The sequence below is a fragment of the Massilia sp. BGA-UO-ETr-WB1 genome (genome assembly GCF_059567845.1).
Genome location: NZ_JCAQOT010000024.1, coordinates 948,913 through 963,796, shown reverse-complemented (window position 1 = coordinate 963,796; position 14,884 = coordinate 948,913). Strand labels below are relative to the sequence as shown.

Here is a 14,884-nt window from a genome sequence, read left to right as displayed (position 1 = left end):
AAAGGCCGGCGCCATCGCTGGCGCCGGCCTTTTCCGCCACGATTTAAAGCTTAGCTGCCGATGCGGCCGCCGTCATTTTTGGTGATGACGATGGTGGCCGAGCGCGGACGCTTGCCGGCGCCGTAGCCGGCGTTGGAAGGCCACTGGCTGGTGTACTTGCTCGGGTCGGCCAGGTTGGCCTGGGCCGTGCCTTCGCCCGGGTGCTGGATGTTGACGAACAGCGCCTTGCCGTCCGGCGTTTCGCAGATGCCGGTCAGTTCGCAGTCGACCGGGCCGACCAGGAAGCGCTTCAGCGTGTCGGCGGTGGCCGCCTTGCCGACGTAGGTGTCCACAGCCAGCGTGCCGCCGCCGGTGGTCGGGTAGGTCAGGGTGACTTTCTTGCCGTCGCCCACCTGGCCCGGCAGGCCGGCCAGCATCATGCAGTTGGTGACGTCGGTGTAGGCGCCGTCGTCGGTCTGGATCCAGCAGATGCCGGTGGACGGGCTGAAGGCCAGGCCGTCCGGGCTGGAGAAGTCCTGGTCCGAGGTCAGGCTGGACAGGTTGACCTTGCCGGCGTCCGCGCCGCTTTCCGCGCCGAACAGGTAGACGTCCCAGGTGAAGGCCAGCGCGGTGGAGCCGGCCAGCGCTTCCTTGAGGCGCAGGATGTGGCCGTTCGGATTGCCGTTCTGCGAGGTGGTGCCCTTCAGGTCGGTGTACGCGCGCGGGTTGGCGCTGTCCGGCGCCAGCGCGGACGAGCCGCTCGGGGTGGCGCTGCGGTTGCTGTTATTGGTCAGCGAGAAGTACACCTCGCCGTTGGCCGGGTTGACCGAGCACCATTCAGGACGGTCCATCTTGGTGGCGCCGACCGCGTCGCCAGCCAGGCGGGCGTTGATCAGCACGTCGGCCTGGTCGGCGAACTTGTAGCCGGCGTAGGCGGCGATGGCCGGGTTGGTGATGGACAGCTCGATCCAGGTGCCGGAACCGTCGGCGGCGAACTTGGCCGCGTACAGCTTGCCCGAATCCAGGTATTTGTCGCCGGTGGCCAGCATGTCGGCCGGGTTGGCGTCGGCTGCGTTCCATACCGCGGTGGAGACGAACTTGAAGATGTATTCGTTGCGCGAATCGTCGCCCATGTAGACCGCCAGCGGCTGGCCGGCCACCACTTTGCCGAAGGCGGCGCTTTCGTGCGCGTAGCGGCCCAGCGCGGTGCGCTTCTTGACGGCCTTGGTCTTGTTGTACGGATCGGCTTCGACGATGTAGCCCATGCCGTTCATTTCGTTGCGGTAGTCGTCGCTGCCGTCGGCGGACACGCCCAGCTTGCTGTTGTTCCAGCGCGCGTACTTGTCGTCGGCGCCGCCGGTTTCCCAGCCGTGGCGCGAAGCGGCGCCCTGGCTGCGGCCGTAGCGGTTCAGCGAAGCGACGCTCTTGTCGTTGCCGCGCGCGGCATTGTCGGTCGTGCTGCGCACGAAGTAGCCGGACCAGTTTTCTTCGCCGGACACGAAGCTGCCCCACGGGGTCTTGCCGGTGCCGCAATTGTTCAGGGTGCCGCGCGTCTTGGTGGCGTCCTTGGAGTACTTGGTCACCAGCAGCGCATTGCCGCGCGCCGGGCCGGAGATCTCGCATTCGGTCAGGCAGGTGACGCGGCGGTTGAAAGCCGAATCCTTGACGTATTCCCACTTGCCGCCGGCCTTGCGCACTTCGACCATGGACAGGCCGTGCAGCGCGGTTTCGCGGTCCACTTCGGCGGGCGGGCGCGGCAGCGTGTTGGTGCCGCCGTTGGCGTGGATGAAGAACGACGACAGCTGCTGGTTGGTGGTCGCTTCGTGGTTGACGGCCAGGATGCCGCGATCGACGGCGCTGGCGGACGGCTTGCCGTCGGCGGACAGGCCGAAGAATTCCATGCCGTCGTGGTGGTCGCCGGCGCGGTTTTCAAAGTCGGCGTCGGTGCCGTCGTTCTTGAAGGCGGTGGCGCTGGCGGTCAGCGGGTCGCCCAGCGCGTACAGCACGCTGGCGGTGTAGCCGGCCGGCACGGTGACCACGTCGGCCAGGCTCTTGGCCACGGCGGTGAAGCCGAGCAGCTTCTCGGCCGGCGGCGGCGGGATCACCGGATCGGGCACGGTCGGCGAGACGATGTTGTCGCTGCCGCAGGCGCTCAGGCCCATCGAACCGAGCACCACGGTGGCGGCGCTGGCGGCGCCGCCGCGCAGCAGGTTGCGGCGGCTGATGCGCTGTTCCAGCACGGTGCTGAAATGCTCGTTGGGGGTATCGTTGTAGCCAATGTCGTCTGGATCGATGGAAGCTGGGACGCGGTCTTTGCTGTTCATGGTTCTTGTCTTATAGAGTGGAGGGGCTGCGACGCCGGTCATTCTATGCAAGGAAAATGACAACATTGTGACTTGGGCTTTGTCGGCCCGAGCCTGCCGACGCGATGTCGAGAACGAGGTGCTGTTTCGCTGGCGTCTGTGCTGAAAAAGCAATGTCTGGTGCATACGCGAAAAATGTGTCCGCGCTGTAAGCCCCCTTTAACAAAGGACCCACCTGGTCCAGGCCCGGCGGCGTAGCTTTCACCGTGAAAGTTGTCAAAAAATGTATAAAAATCCGCCGCAATAGCTGGATTGTTGTTAAGCTTAGGCGTAATGTTTATTGCCAGTTGTTAATCCATTGGCTGTGGGACTACAATCAAAAGAGTGCGCCTAAAAATTGCGCATACAAGTGTCTTTTTGCGGAAATACGCCTTATGTCTTTTTTGTCCTCATCTACGCCCAAGCTCGCGCCATGGAAAGTCCTGCTGGTCGATGACGAACCCGATATCCACGACGTCACCAAGCTCACGCTGAGCCGCTTCCGCCTCGACGGCCGCGCGCTCAGCTTCGTGCACGCCTACAGCGGCGCCGAGGCCAAGGAAGTGCTGGCGCGCGAGCAGGACATCGCGCTGGTGTTCCTGGACGTGGTGATGGAACAGGAAGACAGCGGCCTGGAAGTGGCGCGCTGGATGCGCCAGGACCTGGACAACCAGTTCACCCGCATCGTGCTGCGCACCGGCCAGCCGGGCCAGGCGCCGGAAGAGCGCGTGATCGTCAATTACGACATCAACGACTACAAGGAAAAGACTGAGCTGGACCGCACCAAGCTGTTCACCACCACCTTCGCCGCCCTGCGCGCCTACCGCGACATCATGAAGGTGGAGGAAGCGCGCATCGCGCAGCTGAACTACCGCGAAGGCCTGGAGCGCGTGATCGCCGCCTCGGCCCACATTTTCCAGCAGCGCAACCTGAAGGATTTCGCCAACGGCCTGCTGCAGCAGGTGGTGGCGCTGCTGCGCCTGGAAAACAGCATGCTGCTGCGCCTGCGCGCGGCCACCGCCATCAGCGGCGAGAACGAATACGAAATCCTGGCCAAAATCGGCGACGAGGAAAACATCCTCACGCCCGAGCTGCTGGCCCAGCTGGACGACGCCAAGAGCAACCGCATTTCCAAGCTGCAGGGCGACACCTATGTCGGCTACTTCCCCAACAGCAGCGGCAAGGCCTCGCTGCTGGTGCTCAAGGGCGTGGAAGAGATTTCCGACATCGACACCAAGCTGCTGGAAGTGTTCTGCTCGGGCGTGGCGATCGCCTTCGACAACATCCTGCTGACCCAGGAAATCACCGACACCCAGGCCGAGCTGATCCTGCGCCTGGGCGACGTGGTGGAATCGCGCTCGAACGAGGCCGGCAACCACGTGCGCCGCATGTCCGAAGTGTGCCACCTGCTGGCCGTGGCCAGCGGCATGCAGGACGACGAGGTGGCCGTGCTGCGGCATGCCGCGCCGATGCACGACATCGGCAAGATCGCCACGCCGGACGCGGTGCTGCTCAAGCCGGGCAAGCTGGACGCGGCCGAGTGGGAAATCATGAAGCAGCACCCGGCGGTGGGCCTGTCCATCCTGGACGGCTCGCAGCGGCCGATCCTGAAGGCGGCCGCCGTGATCGCGCACCAGCACCACGAGAAATTCGACGGCAGCGGCTATCCGCAGGGGCTGAAGGGGGAAAACATCCACCTGTACGCGCGCATTGTGGCCGTGGCCGACGTGTTCGACGCGCTGATGCACAAGCGCTGCTACAAGGACGCGTGGCCGGTGGACCAGGTGGTGACGCATTTGCGCGAAGTGGCGGGCCACCACCTCGACCCGGTCTACGTCGAGCACCTGATCAACAACATCGACAAGGCGCTGGCCATCAACGAGCGCTTCCCGGACTGACGGTCAGGCATCGAACGCCGCCCGCACGGCGCCCGCAATGCGGCCGGCCAGTTCCGGGTCGGCCAGCATGGGGAACTCTTTCCTCAGTTTGTTCGACACGGACCAGCCGTTTTCGCGCACCGAACGCACGATGCGGTCGATCTCCGCGTCCGGCCCTTCCAGCCAGTTTTTGACTTCACGCCGCGCGCGGTAGACGCCGCGCAGGTAAGCCGCTTCGGCCGGCATCTCTTCCGCCAGCGTGTGCCGCAGCACGCCGCCCAGGTAAGCAGCGTGTTCGCTCAGGTCCGGATAGCGCCACGCCGCCATCGCATCCTCGTAAGCGCCGAACGCGAAGTTTGAACGCACGCCATCCGCGTACTCCGCCATGGCGCCGAAGCGGTACTGCTGAGCGTATTTGCGCATCAGCGGCCGGGAGAAGATTTCCAGGGTCCGGTCATACGCCGCCCTGGCGCCCGCCGAGCGCGTGATGGATGCTGACACCGGCAGCACGAATGGCGCCTGCACCGCGCCATCGCGCCGCAGGATGTCGTTGATCAGAAACCGCGAAATGCGGCCGTTCCCGTCCGACATCGGATGGATATAGACGAAACCGAACGAGGCCACCGCCGCGCGGATGGCGGACGGCTGGCCGGCCGTGCGCATCAGGCTGGCGCCCAGGCCGGCCAGCAGCGGCAAGGTCGCGTCCCAATGCGGCGCCACGTAATCGACCACGTCGTTATAAGTGTTGAGGTGGCCGACAAACACCGGCGAACGGCGTAGCCCGTAGCGCGTTGCGGCCGGTCCCAGTATGCTGGCCTGCAAGGCCGCCAGGCTGTCGAGCGCCAGCGGATTTTCCGCCCGGCCGCACATTGACTCCATCGCCGCGGCGAAGCGCTGGATGCGGGTTTGCTGACTCTCTTCATGTTCGATAAGGAAGCTGGCACGGCTTTCCCTGACCGTCAGCCAGACCGCGCTGCGCCGGATGATGTCCTGCCCATAGTCCGATTCCAGGTCCGCCAACGCCTGGGCAAAATCGATCGCCTCCGCCGCCCTCACTTCCGCGCTGCGCAACACCACGGGACAAAACGCGCGCGTGCCAGGCAGATTGTCGCGCACCCGCTAGCGCTGGCTGGGAATGAACTTGGCTGCGGTGAGGTAGGCATCGGCATCGACGGCATCGACGTAGTTGCCCGCAGCCGTATCGGGCACCGCCAGCGTCCGCCCGGTCAGCCACTCATAAAAGAATCCCGCCCTGCGGGCATACTGCCCCGTGGGCTCGCGCCGGATCCACTCTTCCAGCTCGGCCGGCTCAATCCCTGCGCACAAGCGCGCCAGCAACTCCAGATGCAAGCACTCATGCTTCAGCGCAAAAGTAAGCTGCCCGCGCAAGTCCGGCGGCGGCAGCGCCGGGACTGGGATGCGCTGGGTACGCAGCGGCTGTACCGCCGCAACGCCATAGCGCTCCGCCAGCCACCGCCACCCTGCCCAGCTTGAAGTATCCGCCATGGCAATCGTCCTGAGTGACCTCAAAACGATTATGCGCCGAAACAAAAAGATTACAAAACGTGATCTTGGCCAAAAAATGATTACAAGATCAAACCTGCGGCTTGCCGTGCTGCACGCGGGGGAAGCGCAGGTTGTAGTGCAGGCCCATGTTGGGCGCGCTGACCACTTTCACCGTGCCGCCCAGCGGCCCGGTCACCAGGTTGTACAGGATGTGCGCGCCCAGGCCGCTGCCGCCGGAGCCGCGCTTGGTGGTGAAGAAGGGGTCGAACAGCTGGCTCAGGGTGCCCGGGTCCATGCCGATGCCGTTGTCGCTGTAGTCGAAGTGCACGTGCTCGCCCTCCACCCGGCCCGTGATCTTGATCGATCCCGGCTGGCCCTCGCCAAAGCCGTGCACCAGCGAGTTGACCACCATATTGGTGACGATCTGCGACACCGCGCCCGGGAAGCTTTCCATCTGGATATCCGGCGGGCAGTCCACCTGCACCTCGACCGGCTTGCCCTTGAGCTTGGGCTGCAGCGACAGCAGCACCTCGTCCAGGTATTTGCGCAGGTTGAAGCTGCGCACACTGTCGGACGACTGGTCCACCGCCACCTGCTTGAAGCTGCGCACCAGCGCCGCCGCGCGCTGGGTGTTGGTGGTCATGATGCGCAGCGACTGGTCGACGATGTCGAAGAACTGGTTCAGCCCCTCCTCGTCCAGCGCGCCGTTGGCCAGGTCTTCCTTGGTCAGCTTCAGTTCCTGCACCAGGTGGCTGGTGGCCGTCACGCAGATGCCCAGCGGGGTGTTGATCTCGTGCGCCACGCCGGCCACCAGGCGGCCCAGCGAGGCCAGCTTTTCCTGCCGCACCAGCTCGCCCTGCGCCGCCTGCAGCTGCGTCAGCGCCGTGTTCAGCGCCGCGTTCTGCTCCTCCAGCGCGGTCTTGGCGCGGCGGATGGCGCGGTCGGCCTGCAGGCGCGAGATCACCACCGCCACGTGGCTGGCCATGAAGGCCAGCACGTCCAGGTCGGACTGCGAGTAGATCATGTCGTCGTCGTAGCTCTGCACCACCAGCACGCCGTAGGCATAGTCGTTCAGCAGGATGGGCGCGCCCATCCAGCTGACGATCTCTTCGTTGCCCAGCGGCCGCTCCACTTCGCCGGAGGCCACCAGCGCCAGGTAGCCGTCGCGGTCCAGCAACACCGGCTGGCGCTGCTTGAGGATGTACGAGGTCATGCCAACGCCGTAGGAGAAGCTGGTGCACGGCGCCGTCGGGTCCTTCTCGTCGACGAAGTACGGCACCGTGATCTCGTTGTTGCTGGGATGGTAGAGCGCGATCAGGAAATTGCGCACCGTCAGCACCTCGCTGATGGCCTGGTGCAGCCGCTGGTACATGGTGGCGCGGTCCCAGGCGCCGCCCGACAGGCTGGCGATCTCGTACAGCGCGCGCTGCAGGTTTTCAGCGCGGCGCCGCTCGGCCACCTCGTACTCCAGCGCGGCGGTGCGCTCGTGCACGGCGCGCTCCAGCCGGTCCATGCTCTGCAGGCCCTGCAGCGCACCCGACACGTGGTTGGCGATCAGCTGGAACAGCGCCTGGTCTTCCTCGTTGAAGGTGTGCTGCTTGTCGTAGCTCTGGATCACCATGGCGCCCAGCACCTGGTGGTTGTGGTCCACCAGCGGGCAGCCCATCCAGTGCTCGGCGGTGGTGCCCAGCCCCCAGCCGCTGCCGTCCACGCCGCGCGCGTTGTGCTCCTCGGCGGTCATGATCAGGCGCTGGCGGTTCAGGATCACCCAGGCGGTCGGCGACTGCTCGGGCGAGGCCAGCTCCACCGCTTCGCTGCGGTCCGGCGCGTCGTCCACCTCGTCGACGAAATAGACGAAGCGCACCGAATTGGGGCGGCCCTCGTCGCTCAGCGCCACATAGAAATTGGCCGCATACATGATGCGGCCCAGCGCCTCGTGCACGGCCTGCACGAATTCGGCGATGTCGGTGCAAGTGCTGGACTTCTGCCCGATTTCGAGCAAGATGCTTTGTACGGCTTCCAGGCGGCTGAGACGGCTTTCCATCGATTTTCCTATGTGCAAGTTAGCACAGGAATGGTAACAGTTCAGCCGGGCCGGCGGTAGCCGCTTTCTATCCACGCTGTGGCGCTTGCCACACTGAGCTTGAAGGTCGGCAGCGCGCGCACCTGGGCCAGTTCGTCGCCGTAGGGATCGAAGGCGGTCAGGGTGGCGAACGGCTCGTCCTCGTCCGGCGTGATGTCGAAGTTGACGGTGATGTAGGCCGCGCCCTCGGTGTTCACGCGCACGCTCTTGTGCAGCTGGGCGTGCAGCTGCTGCTCGTGGCGGCGCAGCACCTCGTTGGCGGTCTTGACCAGGGTGTTGAAGGCGTTGATGTCGAGCGGCTTGGGGTTCTTCTTGTCGCGCCCCATGGTCCACGGCCCCACCAGGGCCGGCTCCGGCTCGCCGTCCTTGATCATGGCCACGGCCCAGCCTTCGTCTTCGTCGTTCTTGATCACGCGCGCGGTCCAGCCGTTGGCTTGCCACAGGCGGTCTTCCTGCACCAGGGCGTCCTGCTCGTCGTCGGAAAGGAGAATATCGTCAGCCAGAAGATCGTCAGTCATATGCGCTCGCTTTACTGGATATATATACAGTTAAAAACCGTATCATATCGCAATTTATGCGTTGCGCGGAACTGTTGTCGAGTTGCGCACCACCAGTTCCGGTTTCAGGCGGATTTCCACCTGCCCCTCCGCGCCCTCTCGCAGGCGGCGCAGCACCAGCTGGGCCGCCTGCACGCCCATGGCGTGGTGGCCGATGCGTATCGTCGTCAGCGGCGGATTGACCATGTCGACGAAGGGCATGTCGTTGTGGCCCACCACCGATACGTCCTCCGGGCAGCGCAGGCCGCGCTCGCGCAGCGCGTCGTAGCAGCCCAGCGCCAGCAGGTCGTTGCCGGCCAGGATGGCGGTCGCTTGCGGATAGCGCTCCAGCGCCGCCAGGCAGCCGGCGCGGCCGGCCTCGCGCGTGTAGGCGCTGCAGTCGAGCAGCCACATGTCGCCGCGCGCCACGCCGTGCGCCGCCAGCGCCAGCTCGTAGCCCTCCCGGCGCAGGTGGCCGGTGGACAGCGTCTGCGGCCCCACCAGGTGCACGATGCGGCTGTGGCCCAGCGCCAGCAGGTGCTCCACCGCCAGCCGCATGCCGGCGTATTCGTCGTTCACCACGCTCGACACGCGGCCCCGGTCCTCGCTGCGGTTGACGGTCACCAGCGCCACGCCGGCTTCCAGGCAGTGCCCGATGACGGGATCGTCGCGGGTGGCGGTGGCCAGTATCAGCGCGTCCACCTGGCGCGCCAGCAGCTGGTCCACCACGAAGCGCTGCTGCTCCGGGTCTTCGCCGGCATTGGTCACCAGCGCCACGTAGCCGTGCTTGCGCAGCTCGTCCTCGATGCCCAGCACGATGGGCGGGAACACCGGGTTGGTGATATCGGGCAGCATCACGCCGACGATGTTGGAGCGCCGCGTGCGCAGCGCCGCCGCCATCTTGTTGGGCCGGTAGCCGTGTTTGGCCGCTTCCTTCAGCACCCGCTGCGCCACCTCCTCGCCCACCATGTGCCGCGTTTCCGGGTCCATGACGCGGCCCACCGTGGAGGTGTGCACGCCCAGAATCTCTGCCAGGCCCTTCAGCGTCATCTTTTTCTGCTGCATAGCGTCTTCCGTTAAGCGATGTCGTATTTTCGCACGCCGGTGCGGCCCAGCGTAAACAGAGAAATCTATGCGAACGTTCGCAAATATTTTCACTACACGCTTGAATTAGATTTTTGTTCTGCTACTATCAATTTTATGCGAACGTTCGCATTACCAAGATCAAGCACGGAGGAGACCGCAAGTGGACATGAACACCGCCAACATCATCGACGGCGAGGCATCCGTCACCGCCGTGGCGCACGCCGCCATGGCCCGCACGCCCGATCCGCGCCTGCGCCAGCTGGTGGCCGCCTTTGTCGACCACATGCACGCGCTGATACGCGAAGTGAACCTGACCGAGGCCGAATTCGACACCGTGCTCAAATTCGTCACCGACATCGGCCAGCAGACCAACGCCGCGCACAACGAGGTGGTGCTGGCGGCCGACGTGCTGGGCATCTCCACCCTGGTTGCGCTGCGCAACAACCCGCAGAACCAGGGCCAGAGCGCGGCCGCCCTGCTCGGGCCGTTCTGGCGCGCCGCCGCGCCGCTGTGCGCCAATGGCGATTCCATCGCGCGCGGCGACACGCCCGGCACGACTATGCAGGTGTTCGGCCAGGTGCGCGGCCTGGACGGCCAGCCCATCGCCGGAGCCAAGGTGGACGTGTGGCAGGCCTCGCCCGCAGGCCTGTATGAAAACCAGGATGCGCACCAGCCCGAGATGAACCTGCGCGGCTACTTCATCACCGATGTGCACGGCCGCTACAGCTTCCGCACCGTGCGCCCGGCCGGCTACCCGGTGCCCACGCACGGCGCGGTGGGCGTGCTGCTGCGCCTGCAGGAACGGCACTGCATGCGGCCGGCGCACGTGCACTTCATGGTGTCGCACCCGCGCTGCAAAACGCTGATCACCCAGGTCTTCGCCGACGACTGCGACCACCTCGGCAGCGACGTCTCCTTCGGCGTGACCAAGCCGCTGGTGGGCCAGTTCGTGCGCCACGCGCCGCCCGGAGAGGACCCGTACTACACACTCAATTACGACTTCGTGCTGGAACCGGGCGAGAGCTGCTTCCCAGACGCACCCATCAAGTAAGCACCTATCAAGTAAGCGCCCATCAAATAAGGAACCATTCATGCCATCCCCACTTCCACTCGCCGGCCAGGTGGCCGTCATCGCCGGCGGCGCGGGCGCCATCGGCTATGCCAGCGCGCAGCGGCTGGCCAGCCAGGGCGCGCGCATCGTGCTGCTCGGCCGTGCCGGCGGCGACGCGCACGCCAAGGCCGCCGCGCTGCCGCCACCGTCCGCCGGCGGCGATGCCGCGCACTGCGCCATCGAAGCCGACCTGGCCGACAGCGCGGCGCTGGCCCGCGCCGCAGCCGAAGTGCGCGAGCGCTACGGCCGCGCCGACATCCTGGTGAACTCGGCCGGCTTCACCCAGCCGGTGCCGCACGCCGACCTGGACGCGTTGAACGACGGGCTGATCGACGCCATCTTCACCGCCAACTGGCGCGCGCCGTTCGCCGCCATCCGCGCCTTCGCCCCGCTGCTGCGCGCGTCCGGCCATGGCCTGGTGGTCAACATCTCGTCCATCGCCGCCAGCACCGGCATCGGCAGCAACGTGGCCTACTGCGCCGCCAAGGCCGGCCTGGACACCATGGCCAACTCGCTCGGCCGCGCGCTGGCGCCGCACATCCGCGTCATCAACGTCTCGCCCGGCGTGGTGGACAGCCACTTCGTGCCCGGCCGCGACGCCGCCTTCAACGACAAGCAAGCCGCCACCACCCCGCTCAAGCGCATTGGCCAGCCGGACGACATCGCCGCCGCCGTGGAAGCCTGCGCCACCACGCTGCTGTTCGCCACCGGCAGCGTGATCCGCATCGACGGCGGCCGCCACCTCGGCGCGGCGTAAGGGGAGCACATGCACAAGACCATCATCACCTGCGCCGTCACCGGCAACATCGTCAAGCCGGAGCAGCACCCGGACCTGCCGGTCACGCCGCGCCAGATCGCGCAAGCCTGCCTGGACGCCGCCGATGCCGGCGCCGCCGTGGTCCACATCCACGTGCGCGACCCGCACACCGGCCAGCCGTCGATGGAGCTGGACCACTACGCCGAAGTGATGCAGCGCATCCGCGAGCAGAACCGCGAACTGGTGATCAACCTGACCACCGGCCCCGGCGGCCGCTTCATCCCCAGCGCGGACGACCCGCGAGTGGCCGCCCCCGGCAGCACGCTGATGGCGCCCGAAAAGCGCGTGGCCCACATCGCCGCGCTGCGCCCGGACATCGCCACGCTGGACCTGAACACCATGAACTCCGGCGCGGACGTGGTGATCAACACGCCCGCCAACGTGCGCCGCATGGCCAAGGTGATACGCGAAGCGGGCGTGCTGCCGGAGATCGAGATCTTCGATTCCGGCGACCTGCACCTGGCGCGCGACCTGATCGCCGACGGCACCTTGGCCGGGCCGGGCCTGTTCAGCTTTGTGCTGGGCGTGCACTACGGCTTCAACGCCAGCCCGGAAACCATGGCCTACGCGCGCGGCCTGCTGCCGCCGGGCGCCGCCTGGACCGGCTTCGGCATCGGCCGCCACGAGTTCCCCATGGTGGCGCAGGCCTGGCTGCTGGGCGGCCACGTGCGGGTCGGCTTCGAGGACAACCTGTACATCGCCAAGGGCAAGCTGGCGCGCGACAACGCCGAACTGGTGGCGCGCGCCCGGCTGATCGTCGAATCGCTGGGCGGCGCCGTCGCCAGCGCCGCCGAAGCGCGCGCCATGCTTGGACTGCATAACTGATCACAACGAGGAGAAACCATGAACACCGTACGCGTCACCGAAAAAGCCGCCAGCATCGACCTGCTGGCCCCCACCCTGTCCACCACCGAGCGCCCGGCGGCGCTGCCCGGCCAGTGCGTCATCGAAGTGCACAGCGCCGGCATCAACCCGAGCGACGTGAAAGCCGCGCTGGGCGCCATGCCGCACGCGGTGTGGCCGCGCACCCCGGGCCGCGACTACGCCGGCGTGGTGATCGACGGTCCGGCGGAATGGATCGGCAAGGAAGTGTGGGGCAGCGGCGGCGAACTGGGCATCCGCCGCGACGGCACCCACGCGCGCTACCTGGTGCTGGACACGGCCGCCGTGCGCGCCAAGCCGGCCGCCGTATCGATGCTGGAAGCGGGCGCGGTCGGCGTGCCCTTCATCACCGCCTACGAAGGCTTGCGCCGCGCCGGCCTGCCGCAGGCCGGCGAGGTGGTCCTGGTCATGGGCGGCAACGGCAAGGTCGGCCAGGCCACGATACAGCTGGCCACCCGCGCCGGCGCGCGCGTGTTCGCCGTCGAACGCAGCAAGGAGGCCTACATCGGCCACGCCAGCGGCGCGGTGGACATGATCGCCGCCGACACCCAGGACATCGCCGCCTACGTGCGCGACAAGACCGGCGGCCACGGCGCGGACATCGTCTACAACACCGTCGGCAGCCCCTACTTCGGGCAGGCGAACGCCGCGCTGGCCACCGGCGGGCGGCAGATCTTCATCTCCACCATCGAGCGCGCGGTGCCGTTCGATATTTTCGCCTTCTACCGCGGCCAGCACACCTATGTCGGCATCGACACCCTGGCGCTCGATTCGCTGGCCTGCGCCCGCATCCTGGACGCGCTGGCGCCCGGCTTCGCCGACGGCACGCTGCAGCCCTTCCCGGTGCTGGCCGACACCATCTACGCGCTGAAGGACGCCGCGCAGGGCTACCGCGCGGTGCTGGGCGGCGCGCGCGAGCGCGTGGTTCTTCAACCATGAACGTCACCCGCTACGGCGACGCCCCCGCCTACTTCCCGCCCAACCACGAAGGCATGCACTGCCTGCGGCTGCAGGGGCACGAGGCGGGGCCGTCGGATACCGTGTGGCTGGGCCTGTCGCACCTGCTGCCCGGCGGCGGCACCACGCTGGACGCGTCCGGCGTGGAGAAGCTGTACGTGGTGCTGGAGGGCGAAGTCACCATCGTCACCGAAGACGGCGCGCAACCAGGCGCACAAGTATGCGAACAAGTGCTGCGCCAATACGATTCCGCGCGCCTGGCGCCCGGAGAAAAGAGGGCCTTGAAGAACCAAACAAACCATCCGGCCAGCATCCTGCTCGCCATGCCATACCAGTCAAAATAAGCTGCAAAAAAAAACGCTAGACCTTGATCGAAGCACACGACGAAGTATTGGAGGAGACACATGATTACCACCAGCCCCACCGGTTCGGGCGCGGGCGCGCTGCCGCCCGCCGTCCGCACCCGCAAGCCCTTCTACGCCATCCTGTACGTGCAGGTGCTGTTCGCCATCGCGCTCGGCATCCTGCTCGGCCATTTCGACGCCCGGCTGGCCATCGACATGAAGCCGCTGGGCGACGGCTTCATCAAGCTGATCAAGATGCTGATCGGCCCCATCGTGTTCTGCACCGTGGTCAGCGGCATCGCCGGCATGCAGGACATCAAAAAGGTCGGCCGCATCGGCTGCAAGGCGCTGCTCTACTTCGAACTGGTGTCCACCTTCGCGCTGTTCATCGGCATGGCGGTCGGCAACTGGGTGCGGCCCGGCGACGGCTTCAACGTCAACCCCGCCACGCTGGACGCCAAGGCCGTCACCGACTTTGTCGGCAAGGCCAAGAGCATGACCCCCACCGATTTCTTCCTCAACATCATCCCCAACACCGTCGCGGACGCCTTCGGCAAGGGCGACGTGCTGCAGGTGCTGCTGATTTCCCTGCTGTTCGGCTTCGCGCTGTCGGCCATGGGCAGCCGCGCCAGGGCGGCGACGGAGCTGATCGACATGGGTTCGCAGGCGGTGTTCGGCGTGATCAACTTCATCATGCGCTTCGCCCCCATCGGCGCGTTCGGCGCCATGGCCTTCACGGTCGGCAAATACGGCGTGGTGTCGCTCGGTCCGCTGCTCAAGCTGATCGGCACCTTCTACCTGACCTCCGCGCTGTTCGTGCTGATCGTGCTGGGGTTGATCGCGCGGGTGGCCGGCTTCAGCATCATCAAGTTCATGGTCTACATCAAGGAAGAGATTTTCCTGGTGCTCGGCACCAGCTCGTCCGACACGGCGCTGCCCACGCTGATGGCCAAAATGGAGAGGCTGGGCTGCTCCAAACCGCTGGTAGGCCTGATCGTCCCCACCGGATACACTTTCAACACCGACGGCACCAGCATCTACATGACGATGGCGGCGCTGTTCGTGGCCCAGGCCACCAACACGGAGCTGAGCCTGCTGCAGCAGCTGGCCATCTTCGGCGTGGCCATGCTGACGTCGAAAGGCGCCAGCGGCGTGCAGGGCGCCTCCTTCATCGCGCTGGTCGGCACGCTGGCGGTGGTGCCCACCATCCCGGTGGCGGGCATGGCGCTGATCCTGGGCATAGACCGCTTCATGAGCGAAGCGCGGGCGCTGGTCAACATGATAGGCAACGGCGTCGCCACGGTGGTCATGGCGCGCTGGGAAGGTGAACTGGACCGCGACAAACTTTCCGCCATCCGCTAAGG

Annotated in this window: 13 protein-coding genes; 7 read left to right on the top strand and 6 right to left on the bottom strand. The window is 66.4% G+C overall.

Annotated features, from left to right (window positions below; translation table 11 throughout):
- Positions 1–50: 50 nt before the first annotated feature.
- On the bottom strand, positions 51–2,303 hold the full coding sequence (locus AC56DV_RS17485; RefSeq protein ID WP_496315507.1) for a PhoX family protein: 2,253 nt from the start codon (positions 2,301–2,303) through the stop codon (positions 51–53).
- A gap of 413 nt (positions 2,304–2,716) precedes the next feature.
- On the opposite strand from AC56DV_RS17485, the gene AC56DV_RS17480 reads away from it, so the two are divergent.
- Positions 2,717–4,219 (top strand): DUF3369 domain-containing protein, encoded by a 1,503-nt coding sequence (locus AC56DV_RS17480; protein ID WP_496315506.1) that lies wholly within the window; start codon positions 2,717–2,719, stop codon positions 4,217–4,219.
- 3 nt (positions 4,220–4,222) lie between these two features.
- Here AC56DV_RS17480 and AC56DV_RS17475 read toward each other — a convergent pair whose 3' ends face one another.
- The 5 genes from AC56DV_RS17475 to AC56DV_RS17455 all read right to left on the bottom strand — a co-directional run bounded on the left by AC56DV_RS17475 (position 4,223) and on the right by AC56DV_RS17455 (position 9,388).
- Positions 4,223–5,314 carry a Fic family protein gene (locus AC56DV_RS17475; RefSeq protein ID WP_496315505.1) on the bottom strand — a complete coding sequence of 364 codons (1,092 nt, stop codon included), beginning with the start codon at positions 5,312–5,314 and terminating at the stop codon, positions 4,223–4,225.
- Positions 5,315–5,317: 3 nt separating this feature from the next.
- Positions 5,318–5,704 carry a hypothetical protein gene (locus AC56DV_RS17470; RefSeq protein ID WP_496315504.1) on the bottom strand — a complete coding sequence of 129 codons (387 nt, stop codon included), beginning with the start codon at positions 5,702–5,704 and terminating at the stop codon, positions 5,318–5,320.
- A gap of 88 nt (positions 5,705–5,792) precedes the next feature.
- A complete protein-coding gene (locus AC56DV_RS17465; protein WP_496315503.1) occupies positions 5,793–7,748 on the bottom strand; it encodes a GAF domain-containing sensor histidine kinase in 1,956 nt (651 codons plus the stop codon).
- 41 nt (positions 7,749–7,789) lie between these two features.
- Positions 7,790–8,305, bottom strand: coding sequence for a hypothetical protein (locus AC56DV_RS17460; protein WP_496315502.1), 516 nt, complete (start codon positions 8,303–8,305; stop codon positions 7,790–7,792).
- 54 nt (positions 8,306–8,359) lie between these two features.
- Positions 8,360–9,388 carry a LacI family DNA-binding transcriptional regulator gene (locus tag AC56DV_RS17455; protein WP_496315501.1) on the bottom strand — a complete coding sequence of 343 codons (1,029 nt, stop codon included), beginning with the start codon at positions 9,386–9,388 and terminating at the stop codon, positions 8,360–8,362.
- Between the two features lie 187 nt (positions 9,389–9,575).
- Between AC56DV_RS17455 and AC56DV_RS17450 the strand changes: the two genes are divergently transcribed.
- Genes AC56DV_RS17450 through AC56DV_RS17425 form a run of 6 tightly spaced genes read left to right on the top strand, consistent with a single transcriptional unit; the run spans position 9,576 to position 14,882 of the window.
- A complete protein-coding gene (locus AC56DV_RS17450) occupies positions 9,576–10,460 on the top strand; it encodes a dioxygenase family protein (protein ID WP_496315644.1) in 885 nt (294 codons plus the stop codon).
- A 40-nt stretch (positions 10,461–10,500) separates the two neighbouring features.
- Positions 10,501–11,277: an SDR family NAD(P)-dependent oxidoreductase gene (locus AC56DV_RS17445; RefSeq protein ID WP_496315500.1), complete on the top strand. Its 777-nt coding sequence runs from the start codon at positions 10,501–10,503 to the stop codon at positions 11,275–11,277.
- A 9-nt stretch (positions 11,278–11,286) separates the two neighbouring features.
- A complete protein-coding gene (locus tag AC56DV_RS17440; RefSeq protein ID WP_496315499.1) occupies positions 11,287–12,162 on the top strand; it encodes a beta-keto acid cleavage family enzyme in 876 nt (291 codons plus the stop codon).
- Between the two features lie 18 nt (positions 12,163–12,180).
- Entirely contained in the window at positions 12,181–13,158 is a 978-nt protein-coding gene (locus AC56DV_RS17435) for a quinone oxidoreductase family protein (RefSeq protein ID WP_496315498.1), read from the top strand.
- Positions 13,155–13,520 carry a cupin domain-containing protein gene (locus AC56DV_RS17430; protein ID WP_496315497.1) on the top strand — a complete coding sequence of 122 codons (366 nt, stop codon included), beginning with the start codon at positions 13,155–13,157 and terminating at the stop codon, positions 13,518–13,520. Before AC56DV_RS17435 ends, AC56DV_RS17430 begins: the two co-directional genes overlap by 4 nt.
- 60 nt (positions 13,521–13,580) lie before the next feature.
- Positions 13,581–14,882 (top strand): dicarboxylate/amino acid:cation symporter, encoded by a 1,302-nt coding sequence (locus tag AC56DV_RS17425; RefSeq protein WP_496315496.1) that lies wholly within the window; start codon positions 13,581–13,583, stop codon positions 14,880–14,882.
- Positions 14,883–14,884 lie beyond the last annotated feature (2 nt).

Excerpts from the sequence above, each read along its gene's own strand:
- AC56DV_RS17485 (WP_496315507.1), bottom strand. The coding sequence starts at position 2,303 with ATGAACAGCAAAGACCGCGTCCCAGCTTCCATCGATCCAGACGACATT.
- AC56DV_RS17480 (WP_496315506.1), top strand. The coding sequence starts at position 2,717 with ATGTCTTTTTTGTCCTCATCTACGCCCAAGCTCGCGCCATGGAAAGTC.
- AC56DV_RS17470 (WP_496315504.1), bottom strand. The coding sequence starts at position 5,704 with ATGGCGGATACTTCAAGCTGGGCAGGGTGGCGGTGGCTGGCGGAGCGC.
- AC56DV_RS17465 (WP_496315503.1), bottom strand. The coding sequence starts at position 7,748 with ATGGAAAGCCGTCTCAGCCGCCTGGAAGCCGTACAAAGCATCTTGCTC.
- AC56DV_RS17460 (WP_496315502.1), bottom strand. The coding sequence starts at position 8,305 with ATGACTGACGATCTTCTGGCTGACGATATTCTCCTTTCCGACGACGAG.
- AC56DV_RS17455 (WP_496315501.1), bottom strand. The coding sequence starts at position 9,388 with ATGCAGCAGAAAAAGATGACGCTGAAGGGCCTGGCAGAGATTCTGGGC.
- AC56DV_RS17450 (WP_496315644.1), top strand. The coding sequence starts at position 9,576 with ATGAACACCGCCAACATCATCGACGGCGAGGCATCCGTCACCGCCGTG.
- AC56DV_RS17445 (WP_496315500.1), top strand. The coding sequence starts at position 10,501 with ATGCCATCCCCACTTCCACTCGCCGGCCAGGTGGCCGTCATCGCCGGC.
- AC56DV_RS17440 (WP_496315499.1), top strand. The coding sequence starts at position 11,287 with ATGCACAAGACCATCATCACCTGCGCCGTCACCGGCAACATCGTCAAG.
- AC56DV_RS17435 (WP_496315498.1), top strand. The coding sequence starts at position 12,181 with ATGAACACCGTACGCGTCACCGAAAAAGCCGCCAGCATCGACCTGCTG.
- AC56DV_RS17430 (WP_496315497.1), top strand. The coding sequence starts at position 13,155 with ATGAACGTCACCCGCTACGGCGACGCCCCCGCCTACTTCCCGCCCAAC.
- AC56DV_RS17425 (WP_496315496.1), top strand. The coding sequence starts at position 13,581 with ATGATTACCACCAGCCCCACCGGTTCGGGCGCGGGCGCGCTGCCGCCC.